The 19,052-nt window shown below is 69.1% G+C and carries 15 protein-coding genes; 4 read left to right on the top strand and 11 right to left on the bottom strand.

The genetic code is table 11. The features are described 5' to 3' along the window. Positions 1-106 precede the first annotated feature (106 nt). The 10 genes from AC1VXD_RS01780 to AC1VXD_RS01825 all read right to left on the bottom strand — a co-directional run bounded on the left by AC1VXD_RS01780 (position 107) and on the right by AC1VXD_RS01825 (position 10,773). Positions 107-1,204, bottom strand: coding sequence for a GDSL-type esterase/lipase family protein (locus AC1VXD_RS01780; protein WP_482990559.1), 1,098 nt, complete (start codon positions 1,202-1,204; stop codon positions 107-109). Between the two features lie 94 nt (positions 1,205-1,298). Next, entirely contained in the window at positions 1,299-2,054 is a 756-nt protein-coding gene (gene kduD, locus AC1VXD_RS01785) for a 2-dehydro-3-deoxy-D-gluconate 5-dehydrogenase KduD (RefSeq protein ID WP_482990560.1), read from the bottom strand. Between the two features lie 81 nt (positions 2,055-2,135). Continuing rightward, on the bottom strand, positions 2,136-2,984 hold the full coding sequence (gene kduI / locus AC1VXD_RS01790; RefSeq protein ID WP_482990561.1) for a 5-dehydro-4-deoxy-D-glucuronate isomerase: 849 nt from the start codon (positions 2,982-2,984) through the stop codon (positions 2,136-2,138). Between the two features lie 228 nt (positions 2,985-3,212). Beyond that, complete coding sequence (locus AC1VXD_RS01795) at positions 3,213-4,271, bottom strand: LacI family DNA-binding transcriptional regulator (protein WP_108767196.1); 1,059 nt, start codon at positions 4,269-4,271, stop codon at positions 3,213-3,215. A gap of 38 nt (positions 4,272-4,309) precedes the next feature. Next, a complete protein-coding gene (locus AC1VXD_RS01800; protein ID WP_482990562.1) occupies positions 4,310-5,896 on the bottom strand; it encodes a family 43 glycosylhydrolase in 1,587 nt (528 codons plus the stop codon). A 34-nt stretch (positions 5,897-5,930) separates the two neighbouring features. Then, complete coding sequence (gene pelA, locus AC1VXD_RS01805; RefSeq protein ID WP_482990563.1) at positions 5,931-7,079, bottom strand: pectate lyase; 1,149 nt, start codon at positions 7,077-7,079, stop codon at positions 5,931-5,933. Continuing rightward, positions 7,076-8,359, bottom strand: a complete 1,284-nt coding sequence (locus AC1VXD_RS01810; RefSeq protein ID WP_482990564.1) for a TRAP transporter large permease — start codon at positions 8,357-8,359, stop codon at positions 7,076-7,078. Before AC1VXD_RS01810 ends, pelA begins: the two co-directional genes overlap by 4 nt. Before the next feature lie 3 nt (positions 8,360-8,362). Next, positions 8,363-8,893, bottom strand: coding sequence for a TRAP transporter small permease (locus AC1VXD_RS01815; protein WP_482990565.1), 531 nt, complete (start codon positions 8,891-8,893; stop codon positions 8,363-8,365). Between the two features lie 10 nt (positions 8,894-8,903). Further along, on the bottom strand, positions 8,904-9,905 hold the full coding sequence (locus tag AC1VXD_RS01820) for a TRAP transporter substrate-binding protein (protein WP_482990566.1): 1,002 nt from the start codon (positions 9,903-9,905) through the stop codon (positions 8,904-8,906). 40 nt (positions 9,906-9,945) lie between these two features. Next, entirely contained in the window at positions 9,946-10,773 is an 828-nt protein-coding gene (locus tag AC1VXD_RS01825) for a 2-keto-4-pentenoate hydratase (RefSeq protein ID WP_482990567.1), read from the bottom strand. A gap of 156 nt (positions 10,774-10,929) precedes the next feature. Here AC1VXD_RS01825 and AC1VXD_RS01830 point away from each other — a divergent pair, with 156 nt between their 5' ends. From AC1VXD_RS01830 to AC1VXD_RS01845, 4 genes are all read left to right on the top strand, one after another. Beyond that, the gene (locus tag AC1VXD_RS01830) at positions 10,930-11,949 is read left to right on the top strand and encodes an alpha/beta hydrolase (protein ID WP_482990568.1); all 1,020 of its coding nucleotides are present in this window, start codon (positions 10,930-10,932) and stop codon (positions 11,947-11,949) included. Beyond that, positions 11,946-13,571, top strand: coding sequence for a carboxylesterase/lipase family protein (locus AC1VXD_RS01835; protein ID WP_482990569.1), 1,626 nt, complete (start codon positions 11,946-11,948; stop codon positions 13,569-13,571). Before AC1VXD_RS01830 ends, AC1VXD_RS01835 begins: the two co-directional genes overlap by 4 nt. A gap of 1 nt (position 13,572) precedes the next feature. After that, a complete protein-coding gene (locus AC1VXD_RS01840) occupies positions 13,573-14,430 on the top strand; it encodes a rhamnogalacturonan acetylesterase (protein WP_482990570.1) in 858 nt (285 codons plus the stop codon). Between the two features lie 119 nt (positions 14,431-14,549). After that, entirely contained in the window at positions 14,550-15,137 is a 588-nt protein-coding gene (locus AC1VXD_RS01845; protein WP_482990571.1) for a cysteine dioxygenase family protein, read from the top strand. Between the two features lie 33 nt (positions 15,138-15,170). On the opposite strand, the gene AC1VXD_RS01850 is transcribed toward AC1VXD_RS01845, so the two are convergent. Then, positions 15,171-18,989 (bottom strand): LamG-like jellyroll fold domain-containing protein, encoded by a 3,819-nt coding sequence (locus tag AC1VXD_RS01850; RefSeq protein ID WP_482990572.1) that lies wholly within the window; start codon positions 18,987-18,989, stop codon positions 15,171-15,173. Between the last annotated feature and the right edge of the window lie 63 nt (positions 18,990-19,052).

The raw sequence follows: 19,052 nt of genomic DNA on the forward strand, positions 1-19,052 counted from the left end.
GGCCGGGCCGAGCATGGGCTCGGCACTGCCCGTGTAGAGCCGAGCCCATGCTCGGCTGCGGTCAATCGGTTGCAAAGCAGCCGAGCATCGGCTCGGCTCTACAGGTTCACCGTGGGTACGCCAGCAGCACCACCAGATCCTCCTCACCCACCTGCTGCAGCGCGTGCGTGCTGCCCGTGCGGGTCAGCAGTGCGTGGCCCGCACGCACGTCGTGCTGCTTGCCATCCAGCACGTAGCTGCCCTGCCCGCTCACGATGTAGTAGATCTCATCCTTGTGCTGCGGGTGCAGGCCGATGCCGGCGCCCTTGTGCAGCACGCGCTTGCGCAGCACGAACGGAAGGTCCGTCGCGTCGGCGAAGGAGGGGTACGCAGTGGTCGGTCCTGCGCCGCCATGCGGGCCGGGCTGCATGCGGGCAACCGTGTCTTCATGCAACACCTGGGAAGGCCGCTGCACATCGGCGCCCTGCCCTGCGCCCATCACATCGCAATCGATGTCACGCACCAGCGCTGGTTTCAGCGCCGGGAGCAGCGGCACCGCCTCGCGCAGCACCAGGCAGGCCACCGCATTGGCACCGGCCACGCTGAAATGCGTGCCGTCGGCCTTGTTCTGCTCGGGCACGAACAGGAAATACGGCCGCGCACCCTGCTCGCCCAGCGCACGGATCCAACGCGTGCTGTGATCGTTGAGCTCGATCAGCGCGACGTGCTCGCGCGCCGCCAGCTGCTGCATCGCCAGCGTGTAGCGCGCATGCGTATCCAGCAGCGATCCGAAGTCATACAGCAGCCGCGCCACGGGCGTGACCAGCACCGGCGTGGCGCCCTGGTCGCGCGCCACCTGCACGTAGCGCATCAGCAGGCGCGGATAGTCGCTGTCCGGATCGGTGTAACGCGTGCGGTCTTCGAACTTCGCATCGTTGTGGCCGAACTGGATCAGCAGCACGTCGCCGCGGCGCAGCTCGCGGGCGATCGCCTCCAGCCGGCCTTCGTCGATGAAGCTGCGCGTGCTGCGCCCGCCCTTGGCGTGATTGTGTACCTCGAAGCGTGCCGGGTCCAGGTAGCTCTGCAGCGCCTGGCCCCAGCCCGCCTGCGGCGCACGTTCCGGTCCGTACTCGGCGGCGGTGGAATCGCCCGCGATGAACAGCCGCACCGGCGCCGCCTGCGCGGTGGTGCACGAGAGCAGCAACAGCAGCAACAGGTTGCGCATGGCGGAGCCCCTGTGGAGCCGAGCCATGCTCGGCTGCTTTTTCGATCAGAGCGCGACAGCCGAGCATGGGCTCGGCTCTACCGAACGGCGCGCCTCAGCGCGCCAGCCAGCCGCCATCCACCGGCAGCACCGCACCGTTGATGTAATCCGACGCCGACGACGCCAGGAACACCGCTGCACCGGCCAGGTCTTCCGGGTTGCCCCAGCGGCCTGCCGGAATGCGCTCGAGAATCGCCTTGTTGCGGTCCGCATCGGCACGCAGGGCGGCCGTGTTGTCGGTGGCCATGTAGCCCGGCGCGATGGCGTTGATGTTCACGCCCTTGCCCGCCCACTCGTTGGCCAGCAGGCGGGTGATGCCGGCGATGCCGCTCTTGCTGGCGGTGTACGACGGCACGCGGACGCCGCCCTGGAACGACAGCATCGAGGCGATGTTGATGATCTTGCCGTGGCCCTGTTCGATGAAGTGGCGGCCGGCCGCCTGCGAGATGAAGAACGCAGACTTGATGTTGACGTTCATCACGTCGTCCCAGTCCTGCTCGCTGAAGTCCACCGCATCGGCGCGGCGGATCAGGCCGGCGTTGTTGACCAGGATGTCGAGCCCGCCCAGGCCTCCGATGGTTTCGCGTACCACGCGCGCCACCGGCTCGATGCTGATCAGGTTGGCTTCGATGGCCAGGCAGCGGCGGCCCAGCGCGGTGATTTTTTCGATGGTTTCGGTGGGCGGGGCGATGCCGGCCACGGCGACGTCGGCGCCAGCGGCAGCCAGTGCCACGGCGATGCCCTGGCCCAGGCCGGTATTACCACCGGTTACCAGAGCGACCTTGCCTTCCAGGCTGAAGGGATTAGCCATTGCGTGTGCGTTCCTTGGTAGAGGCGAGCGGGGGATGCGGCGACGGCCGCCGGCACGCGGTGCACGGCGGCCGCGCAGGGCTTACTTGAGCTGGCAGATGTCCAGCACGTGCATGTCGGTGTAATCCAGGTTCTCGCCACCCATCGCCCAGATGAAGGCGTAGTTGCTGGTACCGGCACCCATGTGGATCGACCACGGCGGCGACACCACCGCTTCGTTGTTCTGCATGACGATGTGGCGCTGCGCGTCCGGTTCGCCCATGAAGTGGTAGACGCGGTCGTTGGCGCCGAGGTCGAAGTAGAAGTAGACCTCGCTGCGGCGGTCATGCAGGTGCGGCGGCATGGTGTTCCAGACGCTGCCCGGCTTGAGCACGGTCAGGCCCAGCAGCAGCTGCGAGGACTGGCAGGTGGCCGGCACGATGTACTGGTAGATGGTGCGCTCGTTGCTGGTTTCCAGCGCGCCGCGGTCCAGCGCCACCGCATCCTTGATCGACAGCTGCTTGGTTTCGAAGCGCGCGTGGGCCGGGGTCGAGGCCAGGTAGAACTGTGCCGGGTTGGCGGCGTCCTGCGAAGCGAACACGACGTCCTTGCTGCCCATCGCCACGTACAGGCCATCCTTCGGCCCCAGCGTGTAGACGGTGCCGTCGACGGTGACCGTACCGGTGCCGCTGCCGACGTTGATCACGCCCAGCTCGCGGCGCTCCAGGAACGGATGACCGGCGGCCGAGGCCGGTTCGGTCTGCGCCGGCAGGGCCAGCGGGGCATCGATCGGGGCCGCGCCGCCAAGCACGAAGCGCTCGTAGTGTGTGTACTTCAGGGTCACCTCGCCGGCATTGAACAGGCCGTCGAGCAGGTACAGCTCGCGCAGCTGGTCGTTGCTGGCGCCCTTGATGGCGTCGGGATGGGTGGCGTAGTGGGTCTTGCAGTACATGGCTTCTCCAGAGCAGGGGGCGGGCCGAAGGGTTCGGCCCCGGCGCGGTTCGCGGTCGATTCTAGCGACGTTGGTAACCGGTGTCATTTTGCGCCGCACGATAGCGGGGGCTGGGTGGGGGCGATCAATAGGGGGGAAGAGTCACCACCAACGGTGGTGACCTACCGGATTGAGGCCTGAAGGTGTCACGACCAACGGTCGCGACCTGCAGGACTGCTGCCGCAGGCATCAGTCCTCTGGCGGCTGGCAGGAGTCGCGCACGATCAGGTGCGGGCGCACGCTGGCGATCTGCAGCGCGGCCTGGCTGTCGGGCTGGATCAGCATCGCCGCGGCGGTGCGGCCGGTGTCGCGGGTATGGCGGCGCACCGAGGTCAGCGACGGCCACAGGCGCGAGGCCAGCGGGCTGTCGTCGTAGCCGACGATGGACAGCTGGCGCGGGATGTTGATGCCCGCACGCAGCGCCACCTTGTAGATGCCCGCGGCCATTTCATCGTTGCCGGTGAAGATGGCGGTCGGCCGGCGCTTGCCCAGCAGCAGCTTCTCGGCGGCGGCCACGCCCGATTCGAAGGTGTAGCCGGCCTCGATGATGCGGTCCTTCGGCAGCTCGATGCCACGCTGTGCCAGCGCGTCGATGAAGCCGGCGGTGCGCTCGTGCGCGGAGCGATAGGCGCTGGGGCCGGTCACCAGGGCAATCTCGCGGTGGCCCAGCGAAAGCAGATAATCGGCCGCTTCGGCCGCACCGTCGCGGTCGTGGGTGACCACCATCTGCGAGGTTTCATCCAGCGGCAGCGCGGCCACGCGGGTGAAGCGGCAGCCGATCTCATCCAGCATGTCGGCCAGCGCCTGGTCTTCGGAGGCACGCGGCACCAGGATCACCCCGTGCAGCTTCTGCTGCTGCACGAAGCGGCGCACGCCGTCGATGTAGCCCGGGCTGCGGCTGTCGCAGGGGTGCACGACCAGTTCGAAACTGGAACCGCGCAGCGCGTCCAGCGCGCCGTACTGCATGTCCACGATGTACTGGGCGGTCGGGTTGTCGTAGACCATGCCGATAAGGAAGGAGCGGCGGAAGGCCAGGCCACGGGCCAGCGGATCAGGCGTGTAGCCGACCTCGCGCATCAGCGCCTCGACCTTGTCGCGCGTGTCCTTGCGCACCAGGGGCGAGTTGTTGATGATCCGTGAAACCGTTTTCTTCGATACTCCCGACAGTCGCGCGATGTCGTTGATCGTGGCGGCCTTGCCCTTCGCCAATGCCGGCGTGGCGGCATCGTTCTTGTTGCGCACTGACATGTAGTGAACCCGGTAAGTCTGGGGATTCCAGCGCGCGCTCAGTCCAGCGCGCGATAGCGGAAGCTGCGGAAGGTTACCGCACCGTCGCCGGCCGCATACAGCGCCGGTTTCAGTGCCAGGAACTTGCCAGCCACATTGTGATGGTAACCGGACACTTCCATCTGAACCGGGTACTTCTCCCAGCGCTGGCCATCGGTGCTGGAGTGGATCGTCACGATGTGGCGGTTGTTGGTCACCCGCAGCCACAGCTTGCCGCCCTTTGCGCTGTCCGCCAAGCGGGTGGGGCGCTCCTCGCCGTAGCGGTGCATGATGAACTTCTCGCCGTTGCTGCCCACGCCCACGTACAGGCGGTCGCTGTAGAACAGCAGGGCGCCGCCCACCGCGCCCGGGGCGATGTCCATCTCCACCTCGAACTGGTAGGCCTTGTCGCCGGCGATGGCGGTCAGCGGCGAGCTGTCGCGCGGGGTCTCGCCCTTGCCCTGCAGCACCAGGCCCTGGCCGCTGAAGCCCAGCCGCCGGTACTCGTCCTGGGCCGGGTTGAAGAATGACCATTGCGGGCCGAGCACCTTGCCGCGGAAGTCGTCGGACAGGGCCATGCCATGTGCGCCCACCGATTCACCGGACGGCTTGCGCAGCGGCTGGCCGAGGTCGCCGCCCTTGGCCAGGAACCAGCCGTCGGCGGTCCACTCGATCGGCTCCAGCAGGGCCTGCCGGCCCAGCGTCCAGTACCCGTTCTCGTAGCCGTGGTACATCATCCACCAGCGCCCGTCGGTGCCTTCGATCACCGTGGCATGGCCGCGCGACCACCACGGCTCGGCGGCCGACTGGGTGCGCATGATCGGGTTGTTCGGCGCGTTCACCCACGGCCCATGGATCGAGCGCGAGCGCGCGGTGATCACCATGTGTCCGGTCGGCGGGCCGGCGGTGCCGCCCACGGCGGTGGTCATGTAGTACCAGCCATCGCGGAAGTGGATCTTCGGGCCTTCCTGCGCATAGGCCTCCACGTCCCAGCTCTGCGGGTACTTCCAGCCGTCGTAGACGTGCTTGGGCGTACCCACCACGCTCAGGCCATCGTCGGCCAGCTGCACGTAGTCGCCGCCGCTGAGGAACAGGTAGCGCCTGCCGTCCTCGCCCACGGCGTGGCCGGGGTCGATGTAGCCGCCCAGGCCGATGTCGATCGGCTCGCTCCACGGGCCCTTGATGCTGTCGGCCCAGACCACGAAGTTGCTGCGGCTGTCGCCGGTGCGGGCCGGGAAATAGATGTAGTAGCGACCCTCGTGCTTGACGATGTCCGGCGCCCAGATCGCGCCCACGTTCTTCGTGATCGCATGGCCCAGCGGCTGCCAGTTCACCAGGTCGCGCGAATGCCAGATCGGCAGGCCGGGGTAGGCATCGAACGAGGACAGGGTGAGGTAGTAGTCCTCGCCGTCCTTCAGCACCGACGGATCGGGCCGGTCACCGGCAAACACCGGGTTGAGGAAGGTGCCGTCGCCGAGGTCGGCCTGGCGCTGGTTCTCGATGCCACGCTTCCACGAGGTGCCGGGTGCCTGCGCCTGCGCGAGGGCGGGCACGGCCAGCAGAAGCGTAGCGGCAAGCAGGGACTTCAGAGCGGTGCGCGAGAGCATCGGGTTCCTCCGTGGTGCGGGTGCAGTGACAACGTCAGGGAGCAGGCCGGCCAATGCGGGCGCGCCAGGCGGGCGCGTCGCGGTCGAGCAGGGCCTGCGGCCAAGTGCCGTACCAGTGGTAGCCAGTGCGCCGCTCGCGGCCGACCTGTTCGTAGGTCTGCAGGCGTTCGCCCTGGCGGTTGGCCAGCACTACGCTGTTGTCGGCGAGGTCGTGGAAGCGGCCCCACAGCAGCGGTGCAGCCGGGTCGGCCAGCAGGCGGCGATCAACGGTGCTGCGGTGGTGGGCGAACTGTTCGGCCGGTGCGTCGACGGTCTGCAGGCGCAGGCCGTGCAGCGCGTTCGCCTGGAACCACGCCAGCGCGCCCTCGATGGCCTGCACCGTCTGCGGCGACGGATCGGGAATGGACATCAGGTAACGCACCACGCCCACGCTTTCGTCGGTCACCAGTGCGGCCAGTTCGAATTTTCGTCCGGGTGCCGGCTGCAGCGTGGTGGCATCGTACTGGCCGGCCCAGAGCGTCGGCTGGCCGTGCTGGCGTACCTGCAGGCGCAGCAGGCAGGCATCACCGCGCTGCACTGCCGTGGCCACCCGCGCGCGGCGCGCGGCGTCGACGAAGGCGAAGCGCGGTGCGTCCTGCACCTGGCGCAGGGTGGCCAGCACGCCGCTGGTGACGTCGTCGGCGAAGGTGATGCGCTCGTGGTAATCGGTGCGCGCCGGCACCGAATGTGGCCAGCCGCCACACCTTTGGATCTGCTGGTCGAGGATGAAGTCGAGCCCGCGCAGTGCGGCGTCGCGATAGCGGCTGTCGCTGCTGCGGGCGAAGGCTTCGGCGAGGTAGTCGACCTGGGTGTAGGTGGTGCGGTTGTCGAAGCTGCCGCCAGGCTCATCCCGGGCAGCGCGGGCGGCCTCGCGCGCTGCGGCGTCCAGCACCCGCAGCGGGTCCTGGTTGACCGGCCAGCCGCCAGAGCGGCGTTGCAGCAACAGCAGGTTGTCGGCGATCTGCCGGTACTGCTGCGGTTCCAACCGCGCGTAACCGTCCGCATGGCCGCTGCGCCAGTGGTTCACCCCGTCGTTGAAGCCGCCCACCGGGATGGCAGGCGCTGCCGCTGGCGGCGCGGCATGGGCTGCGGTGGCGGCCATGCCCACACCCAGCAGCAGCGGCAGCGCGCGACGCCGGATCACGCGCGCAGCGCGGCCGGCAGCCAAAGCGACAGCTGCGGGAAGAAGGTGACGATCAGCAGCACCGCCAGCGCGGCGAACCAGAACGGCCAGATGGTGCGCATGCTCTGGCCGACGGTGATCTTGCCGATCGACGTACCGATGAACAGCACCGAGCCTACCGGCGGCGTCACCAGGCCGAGGCCACCGGTCAACACCAGCACCAGGCCGAAGTGGATCGGATCGATGCCATAGGCCCTGGCCACCGGCAGGAAGATCGGCGTGCAGATCAGGATCATCGGCGCCAGGTCCATGAAGGTGCCCAGCAGCAGCAGCATCACCACGATCATCAGCAGCACCATGAACTGGCTGTGCGCGAACGACTGCAGGAAGTCCACCGCGGCGGTCGGCACCTGCAGGTAGGCCAGCAGCCAGCCGAACACCGCGGCGGTGGCGATGACGAACAGGATGACGCCGGTGCTGCGTGCGGCATGGATGACCGTGTCGAAGAATTCGCGCCAGCGCAGCTGCCGGTACAGCACGGTGGTCACCAGCAGGGCGTAGACCACGGCGATGGCCGCGCTCTCCACGGCGGTGAAGATGCCGGCACGGATACCGACGAAGATCAGCGCCACCAGGCCCAGGCCGGGCAGGGCGGAGATCACGCGCAGCAGCACCGCGCGCCAGCCCGGGAACACTTCCACGCCATAGCCGCGGCGGCGTGCCACGGCGTAGCCGGTGAGCATCAGGGCGACGGTCATAAGCAGTGCCGGCACGATACCTGCGGCGAACAGATCCGCGATGGACAGGCCACCACCGGCCGCGGCCGAGAACAGGATCAGGTTGTGCGAGGGCGGCACCAGCAGCGCCACCAGCGCGGCGGTGATGCTGACGTTCACCGCGAAATCGCGGTCGTAGCCGCGCTTGACCATCTGCGGGATCATCGTGCCGCCGACCGCCGAGACATCGGCGATGGCCGAGCCGGAAACGCCGCCGAAGAAGAGCGACGACAGGATCGAGACCTGGCCGAGGCCACCGCGCAGGCGGCCGACCAGCGAGGACGCCAGTGCGATCAGGCGCTCGGAGATGCCGCCGCGCATCATGATTTCGCCGGCGAAGATGAACAGTGGAATGGCGATCAGCGAGGCCGAGCCGGTGCCGGCCGAGATCTGCTGCACCAGCACGATGCTGGGGATATCCAGGTAGAGCAGGGTGGCCAGTGCGGCCGCGGCCAGTGCGTAGGCCACCGGGACGCCGAGCAGCAGCAGCACGGCGAATACGGCGAACAGGATGGTGATGCCCATGGGTCAACGATCTCCTTCAGCGTCGTCGCTGCCAGCGTCGCTGGCCTGCAGCGCTTTCCACGCACGGTTGAGTGCGAACAGCACCATCAGCGCACCACCCACCGCCAGCGGCAGGTAGTTGATGCTCTGCGGCAGGTTGGCACCGGCCGCCTTGATGTCCATCCCGTCCAGCAGCAGGTCGGCCGACCAGAAGGCGATGAAGCCGCCCAGCACTGCCACCACCAGCTGGATCAGCACATCGACGGCACGGCGCAGGCCGGGGGCCATATAGGCGTGCAGCAGGAAGAAGCCGAAGTGGCGATTGGTGTGCACGCCACAGGCCGCGCCCAGGCTCATCGCCGTGGCCAGCAGCAGCAGGGTGACCGGCTCGGTCCAGCTGGGCGAATCGTTGATGACGTAGCGGGCGAACACCTGCCAGCCCTGCACCACCACCAGCCCGAGGAGGGCGGCGACGGCACAGTAGATGGCGATGTCGGCGATGCGGTCCAGCAGGCGCTGTCCCGGCCCGGCGGCGGGCGACAAGGTCTCGGTCATGGCAGGTTCCTCAGGCAGCGCGGATGCGGTCGACCAGCGCGGCGATGTCCGGCTGTTGCAGATACTCCTTCAGCAGCGGCTGGGCCGCGGCGCGGAAGGCGGGCATGTCCACTTCGTTGGCTTTCACCCCGAAGTCGAGCACCGCGCGGCGCGCAATGCTTTCCGATGCATCCCACTGTTCGCGCATCACGGCCACCGAAGCACGCGCGGTGTGCAGCAGCAGCTGGCGGTCATCCGGCGAAAGGCGTTCGAAGCTGGCGCGCGACATCAGCAGCACGTCCGGCGCGTAGGAGTGATCACTCTGCGACCAGTAGTGCGCGGCCTCGAAATGGCGGCTGGAATGGAAGCTGCGCATGTTGTTCTCGGCACCGTCGATCATGTGCGTTTCCATGCCCGAGAACGTGTCGCCCAGCGACATCGGCGTGGGGTTGGCACCGAGCAGGCGCATCAGCTGGATGAAGATGTCCGAGGAGGCCACGCGCAGCTTCAGGCCATGCAGGTCCTTCGGCGAAACGATCGGATGCTTGGTGTTGTAGAAGCAGCGCGCGCCGGAATCGTAGATCGCCAGACCGACCAGGTCGCGGCTTTCGAAGCCGCGCAGCACGGCCTCGGCCACGCCGTCGTCCAGTGCGGCACGCTGGTGCGCCACCGACTTGAACACGTACGGCAGGCACAGCGCCTGGGTCAGCGGGAAGGCGTTGTTCAGCGCACCGGCGTAGACACGGGTGATGTCGATGGCACCGAAACGGGCCATGTCGATCGCTTCCGACTCGCGGCCGAGCTGGCCCGAGTGATACTGGCGCAGCCGCAGGCGGCCATTGGTCTCGCGTTCCAGCGTCTGCCCGATCCACTTCACCGCAGTGACGGTGGGGTAGTCGGCCACGTGCACGTCGGTGGCGGTCAGCAGGGTGCCGCCGTCAACGCCAGCAGCCCGCCCGCGGCCACAGGCCGCGAGCATCGGCGTGGCCAGGGCTGCAGCGCCACCGGCCAGGAAGTTACGTCGTGTGATCATCTGCGCCCTCCCGCGCGTGTTCACCAGGGCTGGCCGGCGGTCATCCCGCTGGCACGGCCCGGCAGGCAATGTCGCCGAAGCCGGCAAAACGCACCAGCGCGGTCTGCCCGGCGGTGATGTCATGGATGCCGGTGGCGTTGCCGGTGGCGATCAGGTCGCCCTTGCGCAGCGGCCGGCCACGCAGCGCCGAACGGGACAGCGCGAACGCATAGGCGGCGCGCAGGCCACCGGGCAGGCGCGTTGCACCACCGGTGCCGACCACTTCGCCCTCGATCAACGTCTCGGCGCGCAGCGAGGTTTCATCGCGCGCGGTCCAGTCGACGATTTCCGGCCCCAGCACCAGGCCGTTGTTGTTGCCGAAATCGGACACCACCACGCGCGGACCGAGTTCATTGATGGTGGCCAGCGGGCTGCTGGCCACTTCCACGCCGATGTAAAGGCGCGCGGGCAGCGCTTCGGCCTGTTCCGGCGACCAGTGCAGTTGTCCGGCCGGAGCATCCTCCAAAAGCTCCAGCACGTACTCCGCTTCGACCGCGGCAAAGCCGCCGACGAACACCGGGATGTCCGTTGTTCCACCGGTAGCATTTTTCAGCTGACGAGAGAAAACCGGGCCCAGCAGGCGGTCATCCGCGGAAACATCACGGCGCTCGGCGGCGATGTAGCCCACTTTCCAGCCGACCAGGCGGTCATCCCAGGCGGCGATGGCCAGGTCCTGTACCTGGTAGGCACCCACCAGGGTGTCCGGGATCGTGCCCGGGAATGCGGCCAATGACTTCCCCGCGCGGCGGGCGGTGGTGAAGGCCTGGGCGATCGCGGCCGCATCGTCCGGCGGCGGCGTCTGCCCATGTGTGCCGTGTTCGTTGCTCAAGAACGGTCTCCCTGTGTTTGTTGCACTGCCCATCGACAGCGTCTGCAGGAGGTGTATATGGTAAACCGGTGTCATCGTGCAAGCCGCAGCGCATCACATGCTGCCACCGGATGCACCAGGCACCCTGTCCCCGTCCTGCCGGAGCCGTTGCCTGCCATGCGTCTGCGTCCTGTCGTGCTGTTGTTGTGCGGGCTGTTGCTGGCCCTGCCGTTGACCTCCACCGCCGCGCCGCCGCGCGACAACGAACGCCCCGGCCAGGAGCTGGCCGGCGAGCGGATCGCCCTGTGGCCGGACGGCCAGGTCCCGGGCGAGCAGGGCCCGGCACGGCCGGCGCGGGTGGTCGAGCGCAGCAGCGACCCGGCGCACCCCGACCGCTACATCGACCAGGTCGATGCGCCCTACCTGCTGGTGCATGCACCGGCACGGCCGAACGGGCGCGCGTTGCTGGTCATCCCCGGCGGCGGCTACCAGCGCGTGGTGATCGACAAGGAAGACAGTGCTCTGGTGCCGGAATGGGTGGACCGCGCCGGCTACACCCTGTTCGTGCTGCGCTACCGCCTGCCGCAGCCCGGCCGCGACCGCCAGGCCGCGCTGGCCGATGCGCAGCGTGCGCTGCGGGTGGTGCGCGGGCAGGCCGCGCGGCGCGGGCTGGATGCCGACAGCATCTCGGTGATGGGTTTTTCCGCCGGCGGCCACGTCGCTGCGCGGCTGGCCACCGGCTTCGATGCCGCGGTGTACCCGGCACGCGATGCCATCGACCGGCTGAGCGCGCGCCCGGCTCGCGCGGTGCTGGTGTATCCGGTCATCGACATGGGCGCGCATGCGCACAGCGGCTCGCGCGGGCGCCTGCTCGGCGATCACCCCGATGCGGCGCTTGCCGCGCGGTATTCGATGCAGCAGCAGGTGAGCGTGGACATGCCGCCGACCCTGCTGATCCACGCCAACGACGACCGCGTGGTGAGCGTGCACAACAGCGAGCTGATGGCTGCGGCACTGGCCACGGCCGGGGTCGAGCACGAGCTGCATGTGTTCGCCCACGGTGGCCATGGTTTCGGGATGCGCGTGCCGGCGGGGTCGACGCTGGCGGTATGGCCGAAGCTGGCGCAAGCGTGGTTGGCGGCTGGGTCAGAGCCCCTCTCCTCCGGCGAGGGGATCCGACCCCGGGGTGGCCGATGAACACCGCACCGAACGATCTGCAGCGCCGCCGTTTCCTGCGCGACAGCGCGCGCTGGGCATTGGCCACGGCCACCGTGGCGGCACTGCCGGCCGCGCTGGCGGCACCGGGCCCGCGCGATGACACCCAGGTGCTGGCGCGGGTTCGTGGCGGCCGCGTGCGTGGCCAGCGCGAACAGGGCGTGCTGGTGTTCCGTGGCCTGCGCTATGGCGCGGACACGGCCAGCTACCGCTTCCAGCCACCGCGGCCCGAAGCGGCCTGGCGCGGCATCGCCGACGCACTGGACTACGGCGCGGCGGCACCGCAGGGGGGCACCGAGGGCCCCGGCAGCGAGGACTGCCTGTTCCTCAACGTGTGGACGCCGGCGCTGGATGCGCGCGCGCGGCGGCCAGTGCTGGTCTACATCCACGGCGGTGGCTTCAACAACGGCTCCGGCAGCGACCCGCTGTACGACGGCAGCGCGCTGTGCCGGCGCGGCGACGTGGTGGTGGTCACCCTCAACCATCGCCTGAACACCTTCGGCTACCTGTACCTGGGCGCGCTGGGCGACCCGCGCTACGCCGCGTCCGGCAATGCCGGCCAGCTGGATCTGGTGCAGGCGCTGCAGTGGGTGCGCGAGCACGCCACGACCTTCGGCGGCGACCCGGGCAACATCACCGTGTTCGGCCAGTCCGGCGGCGGTGCCAAGATCGCCACGCTGATGGCGATGCCGGCCGCACGCGGCCTGTTCCAGCGGGCGTGGACGATGAGCGGCCAGCAGGTCACCGCCGCCGGCCCACGCGCGGCCGCACAGCGCGCGGCGGTGGCGATGGACGCGGTGCACGCGCCGGACCTGGCCGCGCTGCTGCGCCTGCCGGCAGCCGATCTGCTGGCAGCCACCCGCGCCCGCGATCCGTCGCGGGTGGAGGACACCGCGCTGTACTTCGGGCCGGTGCTGGACGAGGTGGTGCTGCCGGTGCATCCGTTCTGGCCACAGGCACCGGCACAGTCGGCCGCCATCCCGATGGTGATCGGCAACACCCACGATGAAACCCGCGCCTTCCTCGGCAACGACCCGGGCAACTTCGCGCTGGACTGGAACACCCTGCCGGCGCAGCTGGAAAAACAGCAGTTCGTCGATCTGCTGCCGTCGGTGGTGATCGCGCACTACCGCCGCCTCTATCCGCACTACACGGCGTCGGAGGTGTTCTTCGCCGCCACCACCGCCGGGCGCTCCTGGCGTGGCGCGGTGGAGGAGCTGGAAGCACGCGCGCGGCAGCCGGCCACGGCAGCGCCGACCTGGTCCTACCAGCTCGACTGGCCCTCGCCGGTGGAGGAGGGACGCCTGCGCGCCTTCCACACCCTGGATATCCCGCTGGTGTTCGACAACGCCGGCCTGCCCACGGCGCGCACCGGCGGTGGCGAAGACGCGCGCGCGCTGGCAGGCACCATGAGCGACGCGCTGATCGCCTTCGCCCGCCACGGCGACCCCAACCACGCCGGGCTGCCGGACTGGGCGCCGTACACCCTGCCGCAGCGGCGCACGATGCTGTTCGACGTGCACAGCCGCGGCGCCGATGACCCGCGCGGTGGCGAGCGCGAGCTCTACCAGCGCGTCCCCTTCCTGCAACGAGGTACCGCCTGAGATGCGCCTGCTGCCTGTCCTGTTTGCCCTGGCCGTGGCCGGCGCGGCCCACGCCGCTGTCGACCCGTCGATCAACGACCGCCCGGCACCCACGCCGATCCGCGCCAGCAAGATCGTGCTGGTCGGCGATTCCACCACCGCCGTGCAGGGCGGCTGGGGCCCGGCCTTCTGCGCCGACCACGTGACCTCGTTCGCCGCCTGCCTGAACCTGGCGCGCGGTGGCCGCAGCACCTACAACTATCGCGCCGAGGGTTCGTGGGCGCTGGTCGAGGCAGAGATGCGTACGCCGGGCTACGCCGCCATCTGGGTGCTGATCCAGTTCGGCCACAACGACCAGCCCGGCAAGCCGGGGCGCTCGACCGACCTGCAGCATGAGTTCCCCGACAACCTGCGCCGCTACGTGCAGCAGGTGCGCGCGGCCGGCGCCAGACCGGTGCTGCTGACCCCGCTGACCCGACGCCAGTTCGTCGATGGCGTGCTGGTGGACGACCTGGCACCGTGGGCCGACAGCGTGCGGGCGGTGGCGCGCGAACTGCAGGTGCCGCTGGTGGATCTGCATGGCCGCAGCCGCGCCCTGGTCCAGGCGCTGGGGCCGGTAGCGGCGATGCGGCTTGCGCAGGCACCCGCCACGCAGGCGCAGGTGGCCAGCGCCCTGGGCGGCACCACGGTCGGCGCCAGCCCGGCCCTGGCCGGCGCGCCAGCTTCGGTGCAGAACGCCGCGCTGGAACCGATGGGGCAGGCCAAGCAGGCCTTCGATTACACCCACCTGGGCGACGAGGGCGCGCGGGTGTTCGCCACCTTGGTGGCCACGGAACTGGCGCGCGAGGTGCCGGAGCTGCGCGCACTGCTGCTGCCATGATGGCGGCAATATCGCTTAATTGCGTCTAATTGCGCGTAACGTCGTGGCAATCCGCGTCATCTGAAAAAGATGAGGGTCTGAAAACATTCTGTTAACCCGGCTCGCCTAGACTGGCCGACATGGGAGCGACGTTCACACCACTGCCGTTCACGGGCCGGGATCGCCTGCTGGCAGCCATTGACGGCGCGGTCTGCCTGGCGGATCCGGCGCTGATCACCCACGCCCTGCAGAAGGTGCTTCGCGAGGCCATCATCGATCCGCTCATTGAATTGCCGCCGTGCGTGCGCCGCCCGGTCGACGGCCACTACGCACGCCGCGAACTGCACCGCAGCCCGACCTTGGGCTACAGCGTCATTGCCATGTGCTGGGGCCCGGGGCAGGGCACGCCGCTGCACGACCACGATGCGATGTGGTGCGTGGAAGGGGTCTGGCAGGGCGAGCTGATCGTCACTCCGTATGCGCTGCTGGAACGGCAGGGCGACCGCCACCGCTTCGCCGCGCAGGACGCCCTGTACGGCTACCGCGGCAGCGCCGGCAGCCTGATCCCGCCGCACGAGTACCACACGCTGCGCAACGCCAGCGAGACCGACCTGGCAGTGTCGGTGCATGTGTACCAGGGCGTGATGGAACGCAGCGCCGTGTTCGATCCGCTCGACGATGGCTGGTACCAGCGCCGGGTGAAGATGATGGAGACCGACGCGGCCTGACCGCGTCCCGCCGGGCCATGCCTGGCGGCTCCATCAACGCGGCACGTCCGCCACGTTGTTCAACCGGGTCACTTCCTCGCCGCCATCGGCCAGCGCCACGCGCACGCGCAGGCCACTGCGGTCACCCGCTGGCAGCGGCAGCGACACCACCACCGTCTTCGGCTGCAGGTCCACCGGTGCGGCCATGGCCGGCACCTCGGTGCGCGCGATCTCGCGACCACGCGCGTCCTCCAGCACCGCCACGCCCACGCCGCTGCCGGCATGGCCCAGGCTGTGCACGGTCACGTGCACCTGGCGCCCATCCACCCGCACATCGCCACGGCCGATGCCCAGGTCCGCACGGGTCTCCACCGGCGTGCCGGCGCTGATCCGCTCGAACTCGAACACCTCGGTGCGGCCCGGGCGGAACTGCATCGGTACCGAGGCGCTGGTTTCCAGCTTCACGCTGCGTTCGGAGGCGGTGCCGTCGATGCGGCCATCGCCATCGGCGTCCATGCCGCTGCGTACGCGCCAGGTGCCGCTGGCGACGTTCCAGCCGGTCATGTCGGCGGCGATGGTGCGCGTGCCCAGGTTATGGCTGGTCACGGTGAAGCGTTCGCGCGAGGGCGCATGCACCAGCAGGGCGACCTGTTCGGCGGCACCGTCGCGGTCGAAGCGCCAGCTGACGGTGTGGCCGGGCCAGCTCTGGTTGCGCTTCAGCGCAATGCCACCCAGGCGCGCGCGCTGCAGGAACTCGCTGGGCGCTTCCACGCGATCGGACCACCAGTGGCCCTCGGTGTTCATGTAGGCGCGCTGGACCTTGGCCTGCAGGCCGTCGGCGTGCAGCGCGTCGATGTACTTCGTATCGCCGCTGGCCTGCCAGGCCATCAGGCTGGCGAAGCCGGTCTTGCCGGCGTCGGCCTCGGCGGTGAGCGTCGGATACCAGTCATGCTGCCGGCCCAGGACGTCGACGTAGTTCTCGCCGAGGTTGGCCAGCGCGCCCGGCCCGCCCCGGACCACGCGGTAGTCCAGCGCCTGCAGGTACTTCGCATCGCCGGTCCAGCGCCACGCGGCCCAGAACGTGTGCATGGTGTCGCCGCCGCCGGAGCCATTGTTCAACTCACCGCCGCGGGTGGCACCGGTGGCCCAGTTGATCTCGTTGGGCAGGGTGAAGCGGCCCTTCTCGTCGGTGCCCGCATGGGCCAGGTAGCCATCGGCCAGGCCGATCACGAGTTTGCGGCCGGTCGGATCGGCGTTGTACTGGCCGAGCAGGAACGCCGGGTGCAGCACCGGGAACGAATAGGGCTTCTGCCACTGCCAGTTCGGCTCGCGGTAGACCTTGTTGCCACCGAACCAGTTGCTGGAGAACAGCAGATTGCCCTGCGGGTTGCGCAGGATGATGCGCTCGTCGAAGGCCTTCACCGTTTCCATCAGGCGCTCCAGGGTCAACGGGTCGCCCCAGTTGAGGTAGAGCATCGCGCTGTTGGTGTTGATGCCTTCCTCGTAGGAATGCAGTTCGTCGGTCTCGATCGTGCTCAGGCCATTGCTGAACATGCCATTGCGGTACACCGCATCGGACAGCGCGGTCAGCGAGGCATTCAGGCGATCCGGCTGCACGCCCATCAGCGCCAGCCCCGGCCACTGCTGGGTCAGGTCGGAATCATCGGAAATGCCGCCGCCGAAATCGCCATAGGCCACCTGCCGTTCGTCGATCCACCAGTCGACGAACTGCCGCACCTGGGCCAGGTCCTGCACCTGGTTGAACGCCCACGCCGGCACGCCCTTGGGCACGGCCGGTGCGGTGTAGGGCGGGCGGCCCTGGCTGTTGTAGCTGATGTAGTTCCAGTACAGGCGGCCGAGCTCGTGGTCCGGGTCCACCCGCAGCAGGTCGCTGAGGTCGGCATACACGCGCGCATACAGGCGCTGGCGCTTGGAGGTGGTGTGTTCCTCGACCAGGAAGCCCCAGTTGTCGCGCACCTGGTTGAAGCGGTCGGCCACGTGTTCCTTGAGCGCTTCGGCGCGCGGCTTGAACACCAGGCGGATCTGCGCGCCGTCCAACGCGGCGGCATCGAAGCCGGGCGCGGCCGAGGCGATGCTCAGCCACAGGCTGTCGGGAGTGAGGATGCGGTCGCGCAGGTCCAGCCACAGCGTGCGCTTCTGCCCCGGCGGCACCGACACCGAGACATCGATCATGTCGCGTGCCGGCCAGATCGGATCCTTGATGCGGAGGTTCAGCGGAATCAGGCCGTCGTGGGTGGCCGGCAGGTCCAGCGCGGGAAGGTCGATGGCCACGCCGTCCAGGCCGTCGTGCATGTTTTCCCAGCTGTAGGCCCAGCTGCGGATCAGCGGCTGGTTGGCCGGAGCATCACCGACACCCGAGGGGATCAGCACGTGCACGATCGGCCGCGGCTGCGTCGGCAGGCTGTCGGCACCACGGCGACGCGAACCCGCACCCTTGGGCAGCGCCATCACCGTGCTGCGCTCGGCGGCCGGGAAGCGGCCATCGATGTAGTGCCGCAGCGCATCGAGGTTGGTGTAGTCGGGCAGGGCCTGGCTGTCGATCACGTAGGTCTGCTTGACCGTGCCTTCCGGCTCGGTGCCTTCGCTCACGTTGTAGGCCCAGACTTCCTGGATCGGGGTTTCCTGTTCGACGTTGCTGAAACGCAGCACGCCGCCCTGCTGCGCGGCAATGTCCTGCACGCTGCGCACCACGCCGCGCGGGCGCGTGGCCAGCACCTCGGTGGCATGTTCGGCGTCGGGCCCATGCGCCAGGCTGCCGAACGCCGCACCACGGATCTCCATGCGGTTCACCGTCTCGCCGGCCGGCAGGGTCAGGTCCAGGTGCTGGCCGCTTTCCACGTAGGTGTTCCAGTCCGGCAGCTGGAAGTAATCGTTGCGGCCGGGCAGGCGCGAGCGGTTGTAGACGCCCGGCCAGGTGGTTTCCGCGATGCCGTCGGTGGCCTTCCACATCCACGCCTTGTGGTCGCGCGTATCGGCGAACTCGATCTTGCGGATGCGCGTGCCGGCCGACGCCAGTGCCGGCGGTGCCGCACCTTCCCAGCCGAAGCGATGGCGCCACGCGCGCTCGTCGCTGGCCGGCGCCACCGCGCTGGCCGGCGCTTTCCCACTCGCCAGGGTCTGCATGGCGGGGGCATCCAGCATGCGGTCGTACACGCGGATGTGCTGGAAATCGCTGCCACGCAGGAAGTTGTAGCGGCTCTGCACCTGGTAGGGCGCCATCACCCGCCCGGCCAAACCCAGCTGGTCCAACGCCGCATCGTAATCACCGGTCGCCTGCGCGCGCGCCACTTCACGGCCGTCGACGAACAGGCGCACGCCCTGGTCCTCATCCCAGGCGAAGGCCAGGTGCAGCCACTGCTCCGGTCGCGGCGGCGTGTCCATGCGGAACGACACGCGGGTGCGTGCGAGGTTGGCATCGGTGACGAAGGCATCGAAGCCATGGCCGTTCCAGTCGATGCGCAGCCACGCCATGTCCCAGCTGCTGTGGTCGGCATAGCCGACGCGGAAGATCACGAACGGCGCTTCGCCCACTGCGTAGCGCGGGCGCCAGTCGAAGGCCAGGGTGCCGCGCTGGGCCTGGATGTTGCCCGGCGCATCCCAGGCCAGCACGCCATCGTCTTCCCACTGGATCGCCTTGCCGCGCGCCCCGTCATCGACCACCGCCGCCTTGTCGCGGAAGTTCGGCACCGCTTCGCCCTGCGCCGTCACGGCGGTCAGTCCCTGGTTGGCGTCGACGTGGAACAGAAGCGTCGGCGACGGTGCGGCCAGCGCGGGCAGCGCGGTGGCCAGCGACAGCGCGGCCACCAGCAGGCGACGGCGCGGGAGGGGCAGGACAGAAGCGGTACGGTGCATGGAACCTTCCTTTCAGCAGCATTCGACGGTGCAGCGGCATGGCGGCGGTGCGGTACGGCGGTG

It is taken from the genome of Stenotrophomonas sp. STEN054 (genome assembly GCF_056854535.1).